The 19,108-nt window shown below is 63.4% G+C and carries 14 protein-coding genes and 1 pseudogene; 8 read left to right on the forward strand and 7 right to left on the reverse strand.

Going from position 1 to position 19,108, the window contains the following annotated elements; translation table 11 throughout:
* Nucleotides 1-100 precede the first annotated feature (100 nt).
* The 4 genes and pseudogenes from AC0L2U_RS24125 to fhuB all read left to right on the forward strand — a co-directional run bounded on the left by AC0L2U_RS24125 (nt 101) and on the right by fhuB (nt 6,261).
* Nucleotides 101-985, forward strand: coding sequence for a helix-turn-helix domain-containing protein (locus tag AC0L2U_RS24125; protein WP_164748641.1), 885 nt, complete (start codon nt 101-103; stop codon nt 983-985).
* Between the two features lie 154 nt (nt 986-1,139).
* Nucleotides 1,140-3,349, forward strand: a pseudogene (locus tag AC0L2U_RS24130) (TonB-dependent siderophore receptor).
* A 34-nt stretch (nt 3,350-3,383) separates the two neighbouring features.
* Nucleotides 3,384-4,262, forward strand: coding sequence for an ABC transporter substrate-binding protein (locus AC0L2U_RS24135; RefSeq protein WP_128362926.1), 879 nt, complete (start codon nt 3,384-3,386; stop codon nt 4,260-4,262).
* A complete protein-coding gene (fhuB, locus tag AC0L2U_RS24140) occupies nt 4,255-6,261 on the forward strand; it encodes a Fe(3+)-hydroxamate ABC transporter permease FhuB (protein ID WP_473602751.1) in 2,007 nt (668 codons plus the stop codon). The genes AC0L2U_RS24135 and fhuB overlap by 8 nt, the downstream gene beginning before the upstream one ends.
* A 36-nt stretch (nt 6,262-6,297) precedes the next feature.
* Here fhuB and cuyB read toward each other — a convergent pair whose 3' ends face one another.
* The 4 genes from cuyB to AC0L2U_RS24160 all read right to left on the reverse strand — a co-directional run bounded on the left by cuyB (nt 6,298) and on the right by AC0L2U_RS24160 (nt 10,172).
* Nucleotides 6,298-7,095, reverse strand: coding sequence for a cysteate racemase (gene cuyB / locus AC0L2U_RS24145; RefSeq protein ID WP_473602752.1), 798 nt, complete (start codon nt 7,093-7,095; stop codon nt 6,298-6,300).
* Complete coding sequence (locus AC0L2U_RS24150) at nt 7,092-8,453, reverse strand: dicarboxylate/amino acid:cation symporter (protein WP_127268227.1); 1,362 nt, start codon at nt 8,451-8,453, stop codon at nt 7,092-7,094. Before AC0L2U_RS24150 ends, cuyB begins: the two co-directional genes overlap by 4 nt.
* Before the next feature lies 1 nt (nt 8,454).
* A complete protein-coding gene (locus AC0L2U_RS24155; protein WP_164873890.1) occupies nt 8,455-9,294 on the reverse strand; it encodes a substrate-binding periplasmic protein in 840 nt (279 codons plus the stop codon).
* A 185-nt stretch (nt 9,295-9,479) separates the two neighbouring features.
* A complete protein-coding gene (locus AC0L2U_RS24160) occupies nt 9,480-10,172 on the reverse strand; it encodes an SDR family NAD(P)-dependent oxidoreductase (protein ID WP_127811083.1) in 693 nt (230 codons plus the stop codon).
* 371 nt (nt 10,173-10,543) lie between these two features.
* Here AC0L2U_RS24160 and AC0L2U_RS24165 point away from each other — a divergent pair, with 371 nt between their 5' ends.
* From AC0L2U_RS24165 to AC0L2U_RS24180, 4 genes are all read left to right on the forward strand, one after another.
* A complete protein-coding gene (locus AC0L2U_RS24165; RefSeq protein WP_473602753.1) occupies nt 10,544-11,659 on the forward strand; it encodes an anhydro-N-acetylmuramic acid kinase in 1,116 nt (371 codons plus the stop codon).
* A 266-nt stretch (nt 11,660-11,925) separates the two neighbouring features.
* Nucleotides 11,926-12,249: a hypothetical protein gene (locus AC0L2U_RS24170; RefSeq protein ID WP_473602754.1), complete on the forward strand. Its 324-nt coding sequence runs from the start codon at nt 11,926-11,928 to the stop codon at nt 12,247-12,249.
* On the forward strand, nt 12,239-13,021 hold the full coding sequence (gene pstS, locus AC0L2U_RS24175) for a phosphate ABC transporter substrate-binding protein PstS (protein WP_473602755.1): 783 nt from the start codon (nt 12,239-12,241) through the stop codon (nt 13,019-13,021). Before AC0L2U_RS24170 ends, pstS begins: the two co-directional genes overlap by 11 nt.
* 78 nt (nt 13,022-13,099) lie before the next feature.
* On the forward strand, nt 13,100-14,824 hold the full coding sequence (locus tag AC0L2U_RS24180) for a Na/Pi cotransporter family protein (RefSeq protein WP_128288133.1): 1,725 nt from the start codon (nt 13,100-13,102) through the stop codon (nt 14,822-14,824).
* Nucleotides 14,825-14,905: 81 nt separating this feature from the next.
* Here AC0L2U_RS24180 and AC0L2U_RS24185 read toward each other — a convergent pair whose 3' ends face one another.
* From AC0L2U_RS24185 to AC0L2U_RS24195, 3 genes are all read right to left on the reverse strand, one after another.
* Complete coding sequence (locus AC0L2U_RS24185; RefSeq protein WP_128288134.1) at nt 14,906-15,334, reverse strand: GNAT family N-acetyltransferase; 429 nt, start codon at nt 15,332-15,334, stop codon at nt 14,906-14,908.
* A gap of 357 nt (nt 15,335-15,691) precedes the next feature.
* Nucleotides 15,692-17,062: a sigma-54-dependent transcriptional regulator gene (locus AC0L2U_RS24190; RefSeq protein WP_292338011.1), complete on the reverse strand. Its 1,371-nt coding sequence runs from the start codon at nt 17,060-17,062 to the stop codon at nt 15,692-15,694.
* Nucleotides 17,059-19,017: a sensor histidine kinase gene (locus AC0L2U_RS24195; protein WP_473602770.1), complete on the reverse strand. Its 1,959-nt coding sequence runs from the start codon at nt 19,015-19,017 to the stop codon at nt 17,059-17,061. The genes AC0L2U_RS24190 and AC0L2U_RS24195 overlap by 4 nt, the downstream gene beginning before the upstream one ends.
* Nucleotides 19,018-19,108: the final 91 nt, after the last annotated feature.

The following is a 19,108-nucleotide window of genomic DNA, read 5'->3' on the forward strand; positions in this document are numbered from 1 at the left end:
TTGGTTCCGGCCGATTTTCGAGCAGCCGCAAAGCACTTGCGGTGGGGTCGCTAACCGGGCATAAACATGATTTATCATGTTATGGTTGGGATCACAGGACTTGACCTTCGTTGCGCGCATGGAAAGCCGGATTGAGGGCTTTTCAGTCATTGGCGATCTGAAATGGCATGTCTGGGACGGCGTGGTCGCCGACCTCTGGGATGTCTCATGCGGTGACAAGGCCGAAGGCTATTACGTCTCTCCCGACCCCCGGCTGTTCGTCGCGCTCGATGTGGATGGCGACGGCGCTTTCTTCGTCGAAGGCGCCAAGGGCGAATTGCGCCGCCACGACCAGGCTTTTTCCATGGCCTACATACCGGCCGGCGTGCCGATCCGCGGCCGGGTCGAGGGGCTACGGCGGATCCGGCATCTCGACCTGCATTTCGACGCCGCAGCGCTGACGCGCCGCTTCGGCCGCAGCCTTGACCACGAGGCCTTGCGGATGTCGCGCTTCCAGTTTCGCGACGACCGGATCGCCATGCTTGCCGGCATGATTGCCGCCGAATGCGGCAACGACCGGCCTCTGCATGATCTCTATGGCGAGGGCTTGCTCAATGCCTTGTTCGCAAGCCTGTTCCAGATAGACCAGCCTGATACCGCCAGGCGACGGTCGCCGCTCTCGCGCCGCAAGCTGCGCCTCGTCACCGACTACATCGACGCGCATTGCCTGGACAGGATCCGGCTTGCCGATCTCGCCGCGCTGACCGGCCTGTCCGAAACCGCGATGAGTCATGCCTTCAAGGCGGCGACGGGCGTGCCGCCGCATCGTTGGCAGATGCAAGCGCGGGTCGACAGGGCCAAGGCGATGATGGCGCGTGACGCCGCTTCACTTGGCGACATCGCCGAGGCAACGGGTTTTTTCGACCAGGCGCACCTGACGCGTGTGTTCAAGTCGATTGTCGGCGTGACACCCGGCGCCTGGATGAGGAGCACCAGTCGCCAGTGACATTTCCGCAACATCACACCGTGATGTCCCTCGTTTGGACAAGAATGGACAAACTGCCCAATTCCGTCCAATGACCCGCAGATAAGTTGAGATAAATGATCAAGTATCTCAATGTCGACAGGCGGGGACTTTCCTGATGAGCAGAACTTACCGGATGAAGGCGCTTCTGGCGGCCAGCGTCGCCGCAGCCGCTATGATCCCGCCAATGGCCGCGTTCGCGCAGTCGGTGCAAACCAGCACCCAGCTTGAACCGGTGGTGGTCGAGGGCCAGGCCGGCGACGGCGCGACCGGACCGGTTAAAGGCGTCGTCGCCAAAAAAAGCAGGACCGGCTCCAAGACGGCGACCGACATCAAGGATATCCCGCAATCCGTGTCGGTAGTCGGCCGTCAAGAGATCGACGACCAGGGCGCACAGAAGGCCGACGAAGCCTTGCGCTACACGGCCGGCGTCTTCGCGCAGCCCTTCGGCCCCGACAGCGACACCAACTGGCTGTACATCCGGGGTTTCCAGGCGACGGCCACCGGCACCTACATGGATGGGCTGCAGCTGTTCAGCTACGGCTTCGGCGGCTTTTATGTAGACAGTTTCGGGCTTGAGCGCATCGAGGTGCTGAAGGGCCCGGCCTCCGTGCTCTATGGCGGCAGCAATCCCGGTGGCCTGGTCAACTATGTCAGCAAGCGGCCGGACTTCGAACGCACGCGCTATGTCGAGACCGGCGTCAACGACGCAGGCAATGTCTATCTCGGCTTCGACATTGGCGACGTGGCCAAGGATGGCGCGGTCAGCTACCGGATGACGGGCAAAGTCGCCGGCGGCGATACCTACAGCGACCTGCAAAATGGCTGGCGCGGCTTCATCTCGCCAAGTATTACGTGGAAGCCGGACGAAGCAACCACGCTGACCATCCTGGCCAATTACAGCCACATCGACGAAAACCACAATGGCGGCAGCTTCCTGCCCTATAGCGGGACGGTGACGGACCACATTGTGGACGGCGTGAATTATGGCCGCATCGACCCGGATGCGAATTTCACCGAGCCGAGCGTCGATCTCTACAAGCGGGAACAGGGCTCGATAGGCTACGAGTTCGAACACACATTCGACAATGACTGGACGGTGCGCTCCAACACTCGATTTAGTGCCGCTTCCATCAACGAAGTCAGCGTCTATCCCAACGGCTGGTCCCGAGATACGAATCCTGCAGCGAGCCCCACTGCGCTGGATCGCATCAATTTCGACCATGACACCGACGCGATGACATTCCTGTCGGACCTGCAGATCGAGGGCAAGGTGGAGACCGGGCCAGTCGAACACACGCTGCTGGCCGGCATCGACTACAAATATTACAACATCGACCAGGTGCAGTCGTCGGCGGAATTTGGGCTTACTCCGCCAATCGATGGGTTCGACCCCGTCTACGGTTCGCCGCTGACGCCGCGCGTCAGCTATCTGAACCAGGACCTGACGCAGAAGCAGCTCGGCCTCTATGCGCAGGACCAGTTGCGTTTCGGGGATGGCTGGCTGGTGACGCTGAATGGGCGATATGATCGCGGCTGGCTCGATGCCGACAATCGCCCGACCTATTACACGGAGAAATTCAGTCTCCCGGTCATTGATCTGAGCCAGACCGTCGGCGACTTCTCCGGGCGAGCTGGGCTGGCCTATGAATTCGACAACGGCGTCACCCCCTATGTCAGTTTTGCCACCTTCTTCAACCCGATCATCGGCACGACTGCGACCGGCGATTTGTTCAAGCCGGAGACAGGCCAGCAATACGAGGTTGGCGTCAAATATGTGCCGACCTTTGTCGATGGCCTGTTCACCGTGTCGCTCTTCGACCTCACCCGTCAAAATGTGGCTTCGAACGTTGACGCATTCGCGCAGATCCAGACCGGCGAAGTGCGCTCGCGGGGCTCGAACTCGAAGGCAAGGTCAACATCACCGAGGACTTCCGGGTGACGGGCGCATTCACCGCATACGACATCAAGATCCTCAAGGACGTGGACGCATTCAAGGACGATACCGGTATCTCGGTGATCGGCAAAACGCCCTTCATCGTGCCCGAAGTCATGGCTTCCGCCTCGGTCGACTATACGTTCCGCGGCGACTGGTATGACGGCATCTCGATCGGCGGCGGCCTGCGTTATGTTGGCTCTTCGTGGGCCGACAATGAGAACACGGCCAAAGTGCCGGCGGTCACGCTGGCCGACCTGAAGCTCGGCTACGAGAAGGAGAATTGGGGGATCGATCTCAACATCACCAACCTCTTCGACAAGACCTATGTGTCGAGCTGCCAGACGACGCTGACCTGTTCCTATGGCGAAGGCCGCTCGTTCAAGCTGAAGGCGCATACGACTTGGTAGTCGACTTGGTTACAGCTTGCCAAACAAGCCAGTGATGATCCATCTGCCCAACAGACGGCAGGTGCTTGCGCTGGCGGCCGCGGCATTGCTGCCACCGGTCGCCGCCAGGGCTGCTACACCACGCGTTGCAGCGATCGACTGGGGCATGCTGGAGACGTTGCTGGCACTCGGCATCGAGCCGGTGGCGGCGACCGAACTGATCCAGTTTCGCAAGATCGCGGTCGAGCCGGCAGTGCCCCAATCGGTGGCCGATCTCGGGCTGCGCGGCGCGCCCAATTACGAGCTGCTGCGCATCGTCGCGCCTGATGTCATCGTGATCTCCAATTTCTACGAATACCAGCGCCCGATGCTCGAACGCATCGCGCCGGTGTTTGCGCAAACGGTCTACGAGGCCGGCGTGCCGCCTTATGTGCTCGCCGAGGCAGCGACACTGGCTCTGGGCGAAAAGCTGGGACGGCAGGCCGAGGCGGAGCGCTACGCCGATGAGACCGCTGATGAAATCGCGCGGCTGCGCGGCACCTTGCCGCGCGCTTCCGGGCGCCCGGTCTTCGTCATCAGCCTAGGCGATAGCAGGCATTTTCGCGCCTTTGGCCGCGACTCCATGTTCGGCGATGTGCTGACGCTTCTCGGCCTGGTCAATGCATGGACCGACGAGACGAGCTACAGCGCGGCGGCACCCGTCGGACTGGAGGCGCTGGCGCGCGTGCCCGAGGCGTCGATCCTGATCGTTTCGCCACTGCCGGCGGATGTCGGGCGTTCGCTTCCGACAAATGCCTTGTGGAACGCTCTGCCGGCGGTGCGCCAGAACCGCGTTGCCGTCCTGGAGCCGGTCAACCACTTTGGCTGCCTGCCATCGGCACGCCGCTTCGCGCGCCTGGCGACGGCAGCTATTGCCGGGCAAAGCCATGGCTGAGCGCGCAGTCGGCCACCGCGCCACGACGAGTGCCGCGCTGTTGCCAATCGCCCTGTGGGGCCTCCTCGCGGCTGTGGCAGCGCTCCTGTTCGCATGGCGGGTCGGCATGCAGTGGCCGGCCGCGCCGCCGGGCGACGGCATTGATCTCGATCGTGTCATCCTGCTCTACAGCACGTTGCCGCGCGCCGCCGTGGCGGTGCTGGCCGGCGCCGTGCTCGGCCTGTCCGGCCTGCTGTTGCAGCATGTGCTGCGCAACCCGCTGACCGAACCGTCGACGCTCGGTATTTCGGCTGGTGCGCAACTGGCCATGACGATCGCCTCGCTTTACGCACCGCTGCTGATGGAGCGGTCGCAGGGCCTGGTCGCCTTCGCCGGTGGCATCGCCGCGGTGCTGCTGGTGCTGGCATTGACCTGGCGGCGCGGGCTGGAGCCGGTGTCGGTCATGCTCGCCGGGATGATGGTGGCGCTGACCGCCAGTTCCGTCAGCGCAGCACTGATCCTCGCCAATGGCGATTACCTGTTTTCGCTGTTCATCTGGGGCGGCGGATCGCTGGTCCAGCAGGACTGGGAGCCGACCATCGCGCTGACGGTCAGGCTGTTGGCCGGCGCGGTTGCCGCATTGATGCTGCTGCGGCCGCTGACCATTCTTGGTCTCGACGATGCCTCGGCACGCGGCCTGGGCGTCGCCCGTCACTCAAGCCGCTTTCTCATCGTCGCGCTTGCCGTGTGGATGGCGACGTCAGTCGCGGCAGAGGTTGGCGTCATCGGGTTCATCGGTCTTGCAGCGCCGGCGCTGGCCACGCTTTCGGGCGCCCGCACACTGCGCCAAAAACTGATCGCCGCGCCGCTGATCGGCGCCGTGCTGCTGTGGCTGACGGACGGGCTGGTACAGCTGGCCGCCGGTTCCGGTGGCGAACGCATTCCGACCGGCGCCGGCACCGCCCTGCTCGGCGGTCCGCTGCTGCTGTGGCTGTTGCCGCGGCTGCGCCTTTTCGAGTGGCCGCATCTCGGTTCGAATGGTACCGCACCGCGCAAGGCCAGCCGGCCCTGGCTGATCATCCTGCTTCTGTTTGCGCTGGCGCTTGTCGCTGCCACCGTGGCGCTTGTCGTCGGGCGCGGTCCGGACGGCTGGACTATTGCTGGGGGAGACCTGTTAACCGATCTCGCCGCGTGGCGCGCGCCGCGGATCGGCGTGGCGGCCGCCGCCGGCGCCATGCTCGCGGCCGCCGGCGTCGTCATCCAGCGGGTCACCGGCAACCCGCTGGCGAGCCCCGAAGTGCTTGGCGTCGGCACCGGCGCCGGTGCCGGCCTGACAGCCGTGCTGATGGTCAGCGCCACGGCCGATCTCGGCTGGCAGCTCGCCGGCTCAGCCCTGGGCTCACTGATGGCCTTGATTGCCATGCTGGCCCTTGCCGCACGAGCAAAGTTCGGTGCCGAGCGGCTGCTGCTTGCCGGGATCGCCATGAGCGCGCTGTGCAGCGCTGCGATCACCGCGACGATCGCCATGGGCAACGCGCAGTCCTACATCCTGTTGCGCTGGCTGAGCGGCTCGACCGGCCAGGCGTCGACGCTCGATGCAGGGCTAGCACTCGCCTGTCTGTTGCCGCTGACATTGCCGCTGTTCCTCGCCGCGCGCTGGCTCGACATCCTGCCGCTCGGGTCCGACAGCGCACGCGGGCTGGGCGTGCCGGTCGCCGGCGGACGATTGATGCTGATCGTCGTTGCCGCGCTCCTCACCGCGCTGGCCGCCATGGTCGTCGGACCGTTGAGCTTCGTCGGCCTGATCGCGCCACACCTTGCCCGTCTGGTCGGCTTTTCCCGCGCCCGCGTCCATCTCGCCGGAGCGATGCTTCTGGGCGCCCTGCTGATGATCGTCTCGGACTGGCTGTCGCGCATGGCTGCCTTTCCCTACGAACTGCCCGCCGGCCTGTTCGCTTCGCTGCTTGGCGGGCCGTATCTCGTCTACCTGCTTGCCAAGGGCGTGCCGCGCCAGGGCTGACGGGTTCCGAAATGCTATGAGGTTCTATCCATAGGGCTAGGCCAGTGCGGCCAAGCTGGCGCGCATCGATCGGTCATGTTCCGGCAGCCGTGATACGGTCGGCAGGCCGCGGGCTTCCTGGGCACCGAAGCCCAACCGTGTCAGACAGGCGCGCGCCAGGGCCGCATTGCTGTCGATGACGACCAATCCATTGATATCGTTGAGGCTGGCGGCCACCACCGACAGTTCGGTGCAGCCGAGCAGGGCTGCATCGGCGCCGGCCGCTTGCGCGATGTCGAGCGCGCGCTCGGTTTCAACCGCCGCATCCGCGATCGAACCCGCCTTGACGAGGCTGATCGCGCTGTCGACGCAGGCCTGAAACTCGGTGTTCGCGGGAAGGCAGAGCTCAAATCCCGCTGCCGACATCCTGTCCTGATAGAAGCCGGAGACCAGCGTGCCTTGGGTGGCGAGAACAGCAACCCGGCCCTGATCCAGGCTGCGACGCGTCTCCGTCACCACAGCGTCTCCGATATGGATGATTTCCGCGTGCGAATTCGCCGCCAGTTGGCCGTACCAATGGTGGGCGGTGTTGCACGGCATCGCGATGCGGGCGACGCCGAGCGCATTGAGCGTCGCGACCGCGGCTTTCAAAGGCGCCAGCGGCCCGTCATGGCCGGCAAGGATCGCTTCGGTCCTGTCGGGCAGCTGCGGGACACTGAGGATCACCGCAGGCACATGTTCGTTGTCTCTGAGCGCCTGGGTCATCCGGGTCAGCTTGAAGTAGAAATCAGCCGAAGCAAGCGGCCCAAGACCGCCGATAATGCCGAGCTGGGGACGGATGCTGTCGTCGATCATCTGACAGGCTCGGCTTCGAGCTGGTCCGAGGCGGCGTCAGGCTGCGTCGTCTCCCTGTGGCTGGGAGCGATCATTGCCGTGCTCGCCGCGACGGTGCAGACGCTGGCCAGCGTCATGAACGTGTCGACGGCTGCATCCACCGCGACGAACAGGACGAACGCCGCCTCGAAGGGAAGCTTCAGGTAGCCGCAGACGATGGACATCTGGGACAGGATGAGCAGGCTGCCCATGCCGCCGGTGGTGAGCGCGAGAAGCGCTGAGATGATGCCGACGAGCACGAGGTCCGAGACTGCAAGCTGGTGGCCGTAAAGCTGGGCGATGAACAGCGCACCCGAGGTGTAGAGCAGCGCTGGGCCTGTACGCAGCAATGCCGCCTGCAGCGGCACGAGCAGTTCGACCACCACCAGGCTGAACCGCAGGCGCTCGCTCAAAAGGTTGATGACCCACGGCAGCGAGGCGACCGTAGAGCGTGTCGTGATGGCCACCATGAGAAGGGGCTGGCAGGTCTTGATCGTGGTCCAGTAGCTTCGTCGCGACCGGATGGCGATAATGGCAAAAGCCCCGGCGACGAATATGAGGCAGGAAAGGCCCATCACCAGCAGGTAACCGCCCATCAGCGTGAGCGGCTTGGTTCCGGTCGACGCGGTCTGGTCCGCGATCAGGATGAAGGTTGCAAAGGGCAACCCCCAGATGAACCAGTTGGTGAGCACCGTGCAGGCCCGGTAGACCGCGTTGAGCGCCTGGGTCAGGCTCATGGACGAAGGCTGGGGAATCTTTCCCATCGCGAGCCCGAAAAGCAGGCAGAACAGCAAAACCTGGATGGTCTGGCCCGAGGCCAGCGCGTTGAAGACGTTGTTCGGCACCAAGTCGAGCAGGATCGAGTGCCCGCCATTGGGGTCGCCATTGGAGGGCGGCGGCTGGAACGGGAAGGCGAGATCGGTGGACACGCTGCCTTGCGAATTGATGAACTCGCCAAGCTCGATGCGCGACTGCGGATTCTCGATCTGGCCCGGCTGCAGGATCAACGACAAGGTGCCGCTCACCAGCACGCTCAGGAACGACACGACCAGCACGGCCATACCTACCTTGCCGAGGTAGCGGACCGATTTGGGATCCTGGACCATTGCCGTGATGGAGAAGATGACCGACGAGACCAAATAGGGCAGGACGACCATCTTGAGGAAATTCAGGTAGAGCTGTGCGACAGGGCTGATCGCATGGGCAAAGTCTGGATAGTAGAGGCCGCACAATATCCCTGCAGCAATCATCACAATCGTCGTCACCGGAGATCGCAGGATACGCCTTGCCGCGAGGCGCCAGTCGAAAGGCAGGGGTCCGGCTACCTCGGAGATGGCCATGTCAGGCTTTGCTCCCCAGGCGATAGCGGGCGATGATCTCATCCGTGTTGAGAATCTGCTGACCCCGCGCGAGATCGAGATAGAGATCGACAAAGGCCGCGAGGTGCGGATTGTCGGGCCGCACGCCGACTGCGATCGTATCGACCTTGTCGGTCAGCGTGATCGAGCGCGCGACGACCGTCATCGACGGATCGTCGACCATCAGCTTCTTGATCTCGAAATCATCGCGATAGGCCATGTCGATCGTCCCGTTTCGGATCGCATCGATGATCAGATCCCAGCTTGCCAGGCGGTGGATTTGCGCATGCGGGAAGGTCGTGGCCGCATAGGTGGCGAATGAAGAGCCCTCGATCACGCCAAGATCGCCTGAGAAATCACGGACGATCTGTTCGGCCGGTTTGCCTTGCGCGATACGCGCCAGGTTGAGGCGGTTGGCGATCAGCCCTTGTCGCAGCATGGCGTAGGGGCGGGAATATATGATCGACCGGCCGCGCTGAAGCGTCCGGCTAAGCTTGCCAATCGCCATGTCGGCCTGTCCGGAACTGACCTGTCTGACGATATCGTCGAACGTTGCGGCGGATCGGTCGAATACCGGCTCGACGCCAAGGGCCGCGGCGATGCCGTGGGCCAACTCCATGTCTATGCCATCGTCCCCCGATCCGTCGGACGGAAAGAACGGATTGGAAGCGAAGGCCGGCATTGCGATGCGCAATGCATCGCCGCTCGCGATAGGTTGAGGGGCGTTCTCCGCCTGCTGTCCCGGAGTGCTGGCTGCGCGGGCTTGCGAGATCAGCAACCCGCCGCTCCCGGCCGCAAGCAGTGTACGACGTGTAACCGACATGCGCGTTCTCAATTAACCCGGGAAAGCTGCAACATGCACAACCCGCGTTAAACAAACGTATATATTACACTGTGCCTTTTTATGTATTGGACAAGCAGCTTAGCGCCACAAAATATCAGCATTTCCTAATATATAGGAAAAGCGGAAGGATCGCGTTGCTTCCCGCCGGGCGATCGTCTGGATTGTCAAAACGTCTCGACCCAAGGCCGTAACTCAAGCTCCGAGCTCCAGGCGCTGCGATGCTGGCGATGGACCGCGAGATAGGCCTCGGCGATGGCATCCGGCGACAGGCGGCGGTCCTGTAGGTCGGGATCGGCTGCCTGTCCGGGCGGCGCGATCTGGCCGTCGAGAATGAAATGGGCGACGTGGATGTTCTGCGGGGCGAGTTCGCGGGCCATGGACTGCGCCAGGCCGCGCAGGCCGAATTTCGGCAGGGCAAAGCCGGCCGAGCCGGGAAAGCCCTTCACACTGGCGGTGGCGCCGGTGAACAGGATCGAACCGGATCCCCGGACAAGCAGCCGGCGCGCCGCCTGCTGGCCGACCAGGAAGCCGCCATAGGCGCCGACCAGCAATGCCTGTTTGACCGCTTCCGCATCGAGCTCGGCGATCGGGCCGCGGGTGCGTGCGCTGGCGTTGAACACCACGAGCGCCAGCGTGCCGGCCTTGTCGGCGGTGTCGAACAGCCTGGCGACGGACGCAGCGTCGGCGACATCCGTCTCAACGGCCAGAGCACCGGTTTCGTCGATCAGAGCGCTGAGCTTCTCGACGTTGCGAGCGGCCAGAACCACGCGAATGCCTTCGCGGGTGAGAAGGCGCGCAAGCGAGGCGCTCAGACCAGCGCCCGCGCCTGCAATAACGGCCACATCGGATGAGGTCATGATTTTCTCTCCCTTGCGGATTTCGGCGGAAGCGTTCGCCAGATCAGACAAGGTCGCGCCTTCGGGGCTGACAGGCAAGAGGTGGCATCTCGGTGGCTGTTGAACCAGACGGGCTGCAGAAACGACGTTGCGCGGTCCAACATCGCCTGTGGCGCTACGAAAGCCGCTCGGCCTTCAGCACCGAGACCGCCACTTCGAAAGTGGCAAGGCTTGGACCTTGCCCGCCGCCCGGATTCATTAGACCAATATTTTGACGGTAGAATCGTCAGGTTTCGCAAAGCTGTCGGCGATCTCATCAATGGGACTGGAGCGTGGTCCCGAAAAGTGGGAAACGGTTTTCGGAAAAGATCATGCTCAACAAGGAAACGACCATGGAACCAATCTGGGCCGTCGGCCTGATGACCGGCACGGTGCTGGACGGCAACATCGACGTCGCGCTGATCAAGACCGACGGCGAACGTATCGAGGATTTCGGCACCTACCGGCTGATGCCCTATCCTCCGTCGATCCGCTCCCTGCTGGAAGAGACGCTGACGGAGGCGCGGGCGTGGAACTTTGTCGGGCCGGAGCCGGCGATCTTCCACACCGCGGAGGAAGCCCTGACGCGTGCCCAGTCAGCAGCCGTCAAGGAATTGGTCGAAGGCTATGGCATGACGATGGCCGATATCGGCGTCGTCGGTTTTCACGGCCAGACCGTTCTGCATCGCGCGCCGCAGGTTGGACGGCTGGGCCAGACAAGGCAACTCGGCGATGGTGAGCTGATGCATGCCATATTGGGTACCAAGGTCGCTTACGATTTCCGCTCGGCCGACATGCGCGCCGGGGGGCAAGGCGCGCCGCTGGCCGCGGTCTATCACACGGCGTTGATGCGTGGCGCCGGCGCCAATGGCGAGGTGGCCGTACTCAATCTCGGCGGCGTCGCCAACATCACCTGGTGGGATGGCATCGACAATGTCGTTGCCTTCGACACCGGACCGGCCAACGCACCGCTGAACGATTTCATCAAGTCGAAAGGGCTCGGCGAGATGGACCGCGACGGCGCGCTCGGCGGTGCGGGCAAGGTGGACGAGGCGCGGCTGGCCAAGCTGCTGCAGCACCCCTATCTCAACAAGCCCTATCCCAAATCGCTGGACCGTTTCGACTTCGGCGCCGCCATGGCGGACGGGCTGGATGCGGAGGATGGCGCGGCACTGCTGACCGCCTTTACCGCTGGAGCCGTCGGCAAGGCACTCGACCTCTTACCAAGCCGTCCGAAAAAACTGGTGGTCAGCGGCGGCGGCCGCCACAACCCGACCATGATGGCGATGCTGACCAGCCGTGCCGGCGTCCAAGTGGTGCAGGCCGAGAGCCTCGGCTGGAGCGGCGATGCGGTCGAGGCGGAGTGTTTTGCCTTCCTCGCGGTGCGCGTGCTGCGCGGCCTGCCAATCAGCTTTCCGAGCACGACCGGCGCACCGCGGCCGATGCGGGGCGGAAAACTCGCCAGTTAGAGCCTCTTCCATCCCGGAACGGGATGGGATGACCTTTCCCGCCCGGCCGACTTTCAGGCGATGCGGCTTTTTGCTCAGGTTTTGCAGTCGAAAGGTCTTCGGAATAGTCGAAAAGCTTTTCCGCCGGGACCCACTGTCATCCAACCGTTAAGAAGAATTAATACAAGACAACAGCGATCTTGTTTTCAGCTGACGCCTCATTTCGCGGGCGTATGGCCATTGATGCGTGCCTGCATAGCGGCGGCAGTATAGTTGGGATTCAATTTATGTTGTCAGCAGGTTTAGCCTTATTGCGCGGTGCACGGCCGACGATTTCGGGGGTGGCAGCTGCGCTCGCCCTTGCAATCATCGGGGCCATGATCGGATCCGCTGCGCGGGCTGAGCCCATTCGCGGTGCGGGGTCGACACTGGCCGCGCCGATCATCGGCAAGTGGGCAACGACATACAAGGCTGCACGCGCCGACGGCGGCGACTTCTTCACGCTGGACTGGACCGTCGATTATGAACCGGTCGGATCCCTTGCCGGCCTGATGCGGCTTGCGCAGCCCGAACTGGATTTTCGCCGCCACGGATGTTCCCGTGCCGGCTGATGATCTCGCCAGGAACGGCCAGCAGCAATTTCCGATCGTCATGGGCGGGATCGCGGTGGTCGCCAATCTCGATGGCCTGCCGGAGCAAGGTCTGCGCCTCTCCGGCCCGGTGATCGCCGACATCTATCTGGGCAAGATAAAGTCCTGGTCCGATCCTGCGATAAGGGTGCTCAATCCCGACATAGCCCTTCCCGATCTCGCCATCAGCGTCATCCACCGGCAGGACGGTTCGGGCTCAACCTATGTCTTCACCGAGTTTCTGTCATCGACAAGCGAAGACTGGAAGACGAAGCCTGGAGCCGACACTCTGATCGACTGGCCGCTCGGGACAGGCGCGGAAGGTACGCAAGCGCTTCTTCGTGCCGTGGCTGCGAGCAAGGGGGCGATTGCCTACGCCGAATACGGCCAGGTTCTTCGCGCCGGCCTTCCCTTCGCAGCGGTCCAGAACAAATCCGGCAAGTTCGTCAAACCGGACCCGCAGGGCGTGCAAGCAGCGGCCACCTCCGTCGCCTGGGGGGAAACGACCGACTTCTTCGCCTCCCTCACCAATCGCAGCGGAGATGGTGCGTACCCGATCAGCACGGCGGTGTTCGCCGTTGTCCAGGTCGCGGGGCGTTCGGAACATCGCTATCGCCGCGTGCATGATCTTTTCCGGCTCGCCTTCGCGCAAGGTGCCGGCGACGCCACCGCACTCGGCTATGTGCCGCTGCCGAAAGCGCTCATTGGCCAGATCGAACAGTATTGGGCAAGGCAATTGCCGGTCGGAAACTGACCCGAACGAAAGCTGCCTTGCGCAGCAACCGAACTTCATACCGCGTCGTCGTGGCGACTTGTTGGGGGCCTGCCTGAAATGGACATAGATATCTTCAAGGACATCCTCGTGCCGGTGATCGGCGGCTTGGGCATCTTCATGCTCGGTCTGGATTTCATGGCAAACGGCATCCAGGCGCTGTCGGTCAACCGGATGCGCGACTTTCTCGCCAAGGCAGCCGGTACGCCGGTCAAAGGCGTGCTGGCGGGAACGCTGATCACGGGCGTCATCCAGTCGTCGACGGCGATGAGCGTCATGGTCGTCGGGCTGGTCAATGCCGGTGTCATCGCCCTGCGGCCGGCGATCAGCGTGATCATGGGCGCCAACATCGGCACCACGCTCGGCAACGGGCTCATCGCCCTGCCGCTCGGTCCGCTCGGATTGATCCTGGCCGGCGTGTTCTCGCTGGTCTACTGCTTCGCCAAAAGCGAAAAGGTGAAGAACATAGCGCTCGCCTGCATGGGTTTCGCTCTGATCTTCTACGGCCTCAATTTGATGACCGGCGGCCTGCGTCCGCTTCGCAACCTGCCGGAAGTCATGGCGCTGCTGCAGACGCTGACGGCCGACTCCTACCTCAACCTTTTCAAATGCGTGTTCATCGCCGCCGGCGTGACCGCGATGATCCACTCGTCCTCGGCGACGATCGGCATCGTCATGGGCCTTGGCGCGGCGGGCATTCTCGACTGGACAACCGCCGTCGCCTTCTCGCTCGGCGCCGATCTCGGCACCACGATCACGTCGTGGATGGCTTCGCTCAACCTTTCGAAGAACGCCAAGCGGACCGCCTATGCGCACATCTCGTTCAATATCATCGGGGTGTGCATCACCATCCCTCTGTTCTTCGTCTCCATCCAGGTGCTGGAATGGGCCATGCAGTTCTTCGGCGGCGATCCGGCCGTTCCGGTGATTGTCGACGGCAAGGAGACCTTCCCCCTGGTGCCGGTCGCGGTCGGCCTCTACTCGACCTTCTTCAACGTCTTCAACACAGTGCTGCTGTTCCCGTTCATCGGCGTGTTCGAGCGGGCGCTATCGCGTGTCGGCCACACGGATGCCGACGACGCGGAGGATTTCTCGACGCCGAAATTCCTCGACCGCAAACTGGCCAGCGATTTTGCCAAGGCCATTCCCGCCGTGCAGCAAGAGACGGCCCGCCATCTGGAGGCCGGCGCCATGTTCCTCGACATCGCACGCTCTTCCAAGAAGGCGCCGTCGGATCCGGGCGAGCACTATCTGGCGACCGACATCCTCAGCCGCGATATCCGCGCCTACACCGCCGCGCTGATGAAGGAGGATCTGCCTTACGAACAGCTCGATCTGATCGCCAGCCTGATCGAGGAAGCCGACTTCACGGCCGCCCTGACGGAATCGATGCATCAGGTGGCGCGCCGCGTCAGGCGCGAGAAGTTCAGCAACCCAGCGCAAGCCATCGTCGACGTCGCGCTGAACAAGCTCGACACGTCGCTGCGCGAAATCTTGCCAACTTACGGAATTTCCAGCCCGCAGATGCCGGCCGGCCATGTAAATCTGCCTGGGGTCGAGGAACTGCGTGCCCGCACGCTGGCGCTCGGACCGAATGCCGGTGCCGCCGAACGCGGCACGATCCTGGCCCTGCTCGGGTCGATCGAGCGTGCGGAAATCCTGATCCATCGCATCGATGCCGAGCGCAGATCCGTAAACCGCCAAAGCGTGCTCGCCCGTGCGTCGGCACGCAAGGAAACCAGAGCAAGCCCGATGGGAGACCCAGGCCTGGTTCCGGCCGAGTAACGGTCCGCCGGACCATAACCACCTTCGTTCGGATTGCGGGTCAGGCAGGAAGACAGTCCATCCCGGTTCCGCAGGGATGGATCAGACCAACGCCAGCCTCTTCTGTAGAAAGATGCGGCTGCGGCCGATAGGGAAATCGGCAAGCGTTCCAAAGGGTTCGTAACCCTGACGCTGGTAGACCTTGGCGGCATTCGGATTGAAGGTGTCGATCCAGGCATTCCGGCAACCGCGTGCCATGGCTTCCTGTTCGGCCGCATCCAGCATCTTGCCGGCAATGTGCTGGCCGCGCAGCCGCTCATCGACCCAGAGCCATTGCAGGTAGAGCCAGCCCCAGGCGGTGTAACCGGAAATGCCAGCGACGACCGCGCCATCCTCGTCGCGCACAAACACGGCAAGCGCCTTCCTTTCGGAAGCGCCGACATCACCGTCGTTGAACGCCGCCAGCCTTTCGGCGAGAAAGGTAAGGTCTTCCGGCAAGGGATTTGCCGTCGTTTCCAGTGTCGTGTTCATCGCTTTTCCGGGTAGTGTCCCAGTTTGATTTGGGCGTTTACCCCTGCCTCAACCACCAGTCTGACGCCCAAAATCCTAAGCCGAGCACAATCAATGTAACCGGCCAATAAGCAATCGCCCAAGTAAAGCCGATGATCGCCGCCCACAGGAAGCCCCCTCCGTGGCGTTCTCCCAGGAAAACTTGGAGGATAAGCAACCCCGCGAATAATAGGCCGAGCCATCCAAGAACGAGAACTTTAACCTTCAGGACACGCTCCTCCCTTCCTTTCCACGAGGTATAGGCGGTTTCGCCTGCGCCTCAAACGCGACCGACGATCTTCTGAATTCAAACTGAGACATTACCCTTTCCGGGATGGGCTACGTATCCGGATCACCGCCATTGCGAAACTCTGATGCGGCAATGCCGTAGCGCTTGAGCTTGTCATAAAAGGTCTTGCGCGGCACGCCCAGCGCATCGATGGCGCTGCGCACCTCGCCACCATGGTCGCGCAGCGCGTCGCGGATGAGCTGTGCTTCGTATTGGCCGACCCGTTCTGGCAATGCTGCCGTAGGCTCCGGCGAATGCGCGGAGACCGCCCTCCTCTCATCTTCCGGACCGAGGCCGAGCGCAACACGGTCGGCAAAATGGGCAAGCTCGCGCACATTGCCTGGCCAGTCATGCGACTGGAGATGATCGCTGACCGCAGCGTTCATCTTCGCGACAGGCCGGCCGAACCGTTCTGCCGCCTTGCCCAGGAAATGCCCAAACAGCATCGGGATATCGCCGCGACGCTCGCGCAGCGGCGGGATGCGCAGCGTCACCACGTTAAGGCGAAAATACAGATCCTCGCGAAAATCACCGCGTTGGTCCGACCGCCCCAGATCGACCTTGGTCGCGGCGACGACCCTGAGATCGATGCGCCTGATGTCGTTCGAGCCAAGTGGAGTGAGGCTGCGTGTTTCGAGCACGCGCAGCAGCTTGACCTGGAGCGCCGGCGGCATGGATTCGATCTCGTCGAGAAACAGCGTGCCGCCGCTGGAATGCTCGATGCTGCCGATCCGCCGCCGCTGCGCGCCGGTGAACGCGCCCGCCTCATGGCCAAACAACTCGCTCTCGATGACCGTCTCCGGCAGCGCACCGCAATTCAGTGCCACGAAGGGTTTTGCGCGCCGTCGCCCCCATCTGTGCAGGAGGTCCGCCACCACTTCCTTGCCGGTTCCCGTTTCTCCCTCGACCAGCACATCGACGTTCATGTCGGCAATCTGGCGCAAGGTCTCGCGCAGTCGCTTGATGGCAGGAGCCTCGCCGATCAGCGGCAGGCCGTCAGTGGCGAGGGCCGCGGCTTCGCGCAGCCGCCGGTTCTCCATCACCAGCCGTCGCTTCTCACTCGCCCGTTTCAGCGCCTCGACAAGGCGGTCGCCGGCATAGGGTTTCGAGATGAAATCGTAGACACCGTCCTTGAGCGCGGCCACTGCGAGATCGACGTCGCCATGGCCGGTGACCAGGATCACGGGTATGTCCGGGTCGATCGCCTTGATGCGATCGAACAGCTGCAGCCCGTTCATGCCCGGCATGCGGATGTCGCTGACCACCACGCCTTCAAAGGTCCTGTCGACGACGGCAAGCGCTGCCTCGGCGGCGTCGCGCGCGACCACAGCGAAGCCGGCAAGCTCGAGCAATTGCGTTGTGGCGTGCAGCAGGTCCGCATCGTCGTCGACGAGCGCCACCAGCCCTGATCCCTCAATCATTCAATTCGCCTCAAATCGATGGTGAAGGATGCGCCGATGCCATTGCCGGGATCGAGCCGCAGCGTGCCGCCCAACTCCTGGGCGATCTCCTGCGAGATCACCAGCCCGAGGCCAAGCCCCTTCTCCTTGGTGGTCTGGAACGGCATGAACAGATTGCCGGCTGCTTCCGGGCCGAGACCTGGGCCGTTGTCGCGCACCGAAATCAGCACCCTGTCGTCGCGCTCGGCAAGCTCGATCTCGATGCGCGGATCGGGCTGGTCCTTCATAGCGTCCAGCGCATTCTGCAACAGATTGACCAGGATCTGCTCCAGCCGGATGCGGCTCGCCATGACCGCCGGCGAGGCGGTGCCCCGCGGCTTGACGATGGTCACGCCGGAATCGCGGATGCGGCCGGACAGCAGCGACAGCGCACCGTCGATCGCCTCGCGCACCGGCAGCGGCGAAGCGGCGACACCCGGCCGCCGGGCGAAAGTGCGCAAGGTGCTGGTGATCGCGCCGATGCGTTCGGTCATCGACACGATCGACGTCAGATTGCCGCTGGCCGGTTCGGTTTTGCCGGTTTCGAGAAAGCGGCCCGCATTCTCGGCATAAGTGCGGATAGCGGCGACCGGCTGGTTGATCTCGTGCGCCACGCCGGCGGCGATTTGGCCGAGGATGGAAAGCCGGTTGGCCTGGGCGAGGTCGTCGCGCAGCCGGCGCACCTTGGCTTCAGCATTCTCGCGCTCGGCGATTTCACCGGCAAGTGCGGTGTTGGAGCGGGTCAACTCGGCCGTTCGCGTGCTGACTCGGCTCTCCAGTTCGGCATTCATCCGCGCCAGCGCCTCTTGCCTCAGCCTGCGCGTTCGCCGGCGCCGGGTCAGCACGTAGGCAAGCAGGCCTATCAGCAGCAGACCAAGCAGCGTGGTGAGCCGCGCCGTGTTGGCGGCCGATGAAAGAGCAGCGTCGGCGGGAGTGAGCAGCCAGAGACGCCAGCCAGGAACAGCAGCGGGCAAATCCTGCACCACCTCGACGAACTGGCGCGGTTTTCCCGCGTTGTCGATCGTCGCCAGGCCGTCACCAGCGCCGCGCCGGATCGGCAGCGGCTCGAAGCCTGCATCGGCCAATTGGAGCTGCTCGTGGGCTGCGGCGGTGTCCTCGGCCGACAGTGGCGCCAGCGCACGGAACCGCCAGTCGGGCTGGCTGGTAGCCAGCACCACGCCGCGTTCATCAGTGATGAACACAAGGAAACCGCTGGAACGCCAATTGGCTTCGACGCCGTCGAGTTCGACCTTCAGCACCGCAACGCCGAGCGGCTTGCCGCCATCGTCGACGCGGCTGGCAAGGTACAGCCCCGGTCTGCCGCTGATTGTGCCGAGGCCATATTGGCTGGCAGCACCCTTGCTCATCGCTTCCTGGAAATAGTGCCGAAAATTGTAATCGATGCCGACAAAGCTCGCCGGTTCGTGGGCATTGCTGGCTGATATGGCGATGCCTGCCGTATCGATGATGTAGATGGCGGATGCCGAGGCATCGCCGGCAATCGACTTGAGCTTGTCGTTGAGGGCCTTTTCTTTCATTTTTCCGGCCCGGCGCAGAGCGCCGCGCACCGCATCGTCTCTGGCCAACACCAGTGGAACCAGGCGCTGCTTTTCGATTTCGCCGGTCAGGGTTCCCGCCGCCAGCGGCAGTGCGGCGAGTGCCGTCTCACGCAGATTATCGGCCGCCTGGCCGGAGGCGATGCGCCCGGCAATGGCGATCGCGCCGGCCAGAAATGCAAGAGCGGCGACCACGGCAACCCAGCGGCCATCGCGCAGCCGCGCCACGGCCTCGCGCAGCAATCCACGGCCGGCAAATCCAGAGAATCCGCTATCGGTGCCTGCTTGCGGCGTCTGCCCTCTCCCCTTTGCTCGCGGCCTTTCGGCCAGTGTAATGCGAAAATCCGCCCAGGCAAACACTGCCTGTGCGGAAATCCGCACAGGCTTTGGCCGCATGACGTCAGACAAAGGCGGAAATCCCGTGGTTCCGGCCTTTCCGCGAACTGGCACAGCGCTTGCAAAACTCCCTGGC

The sequence above is a fragment of the Mesorhizobium sp. WSM4808 genome, assembly GCF_055811675.1.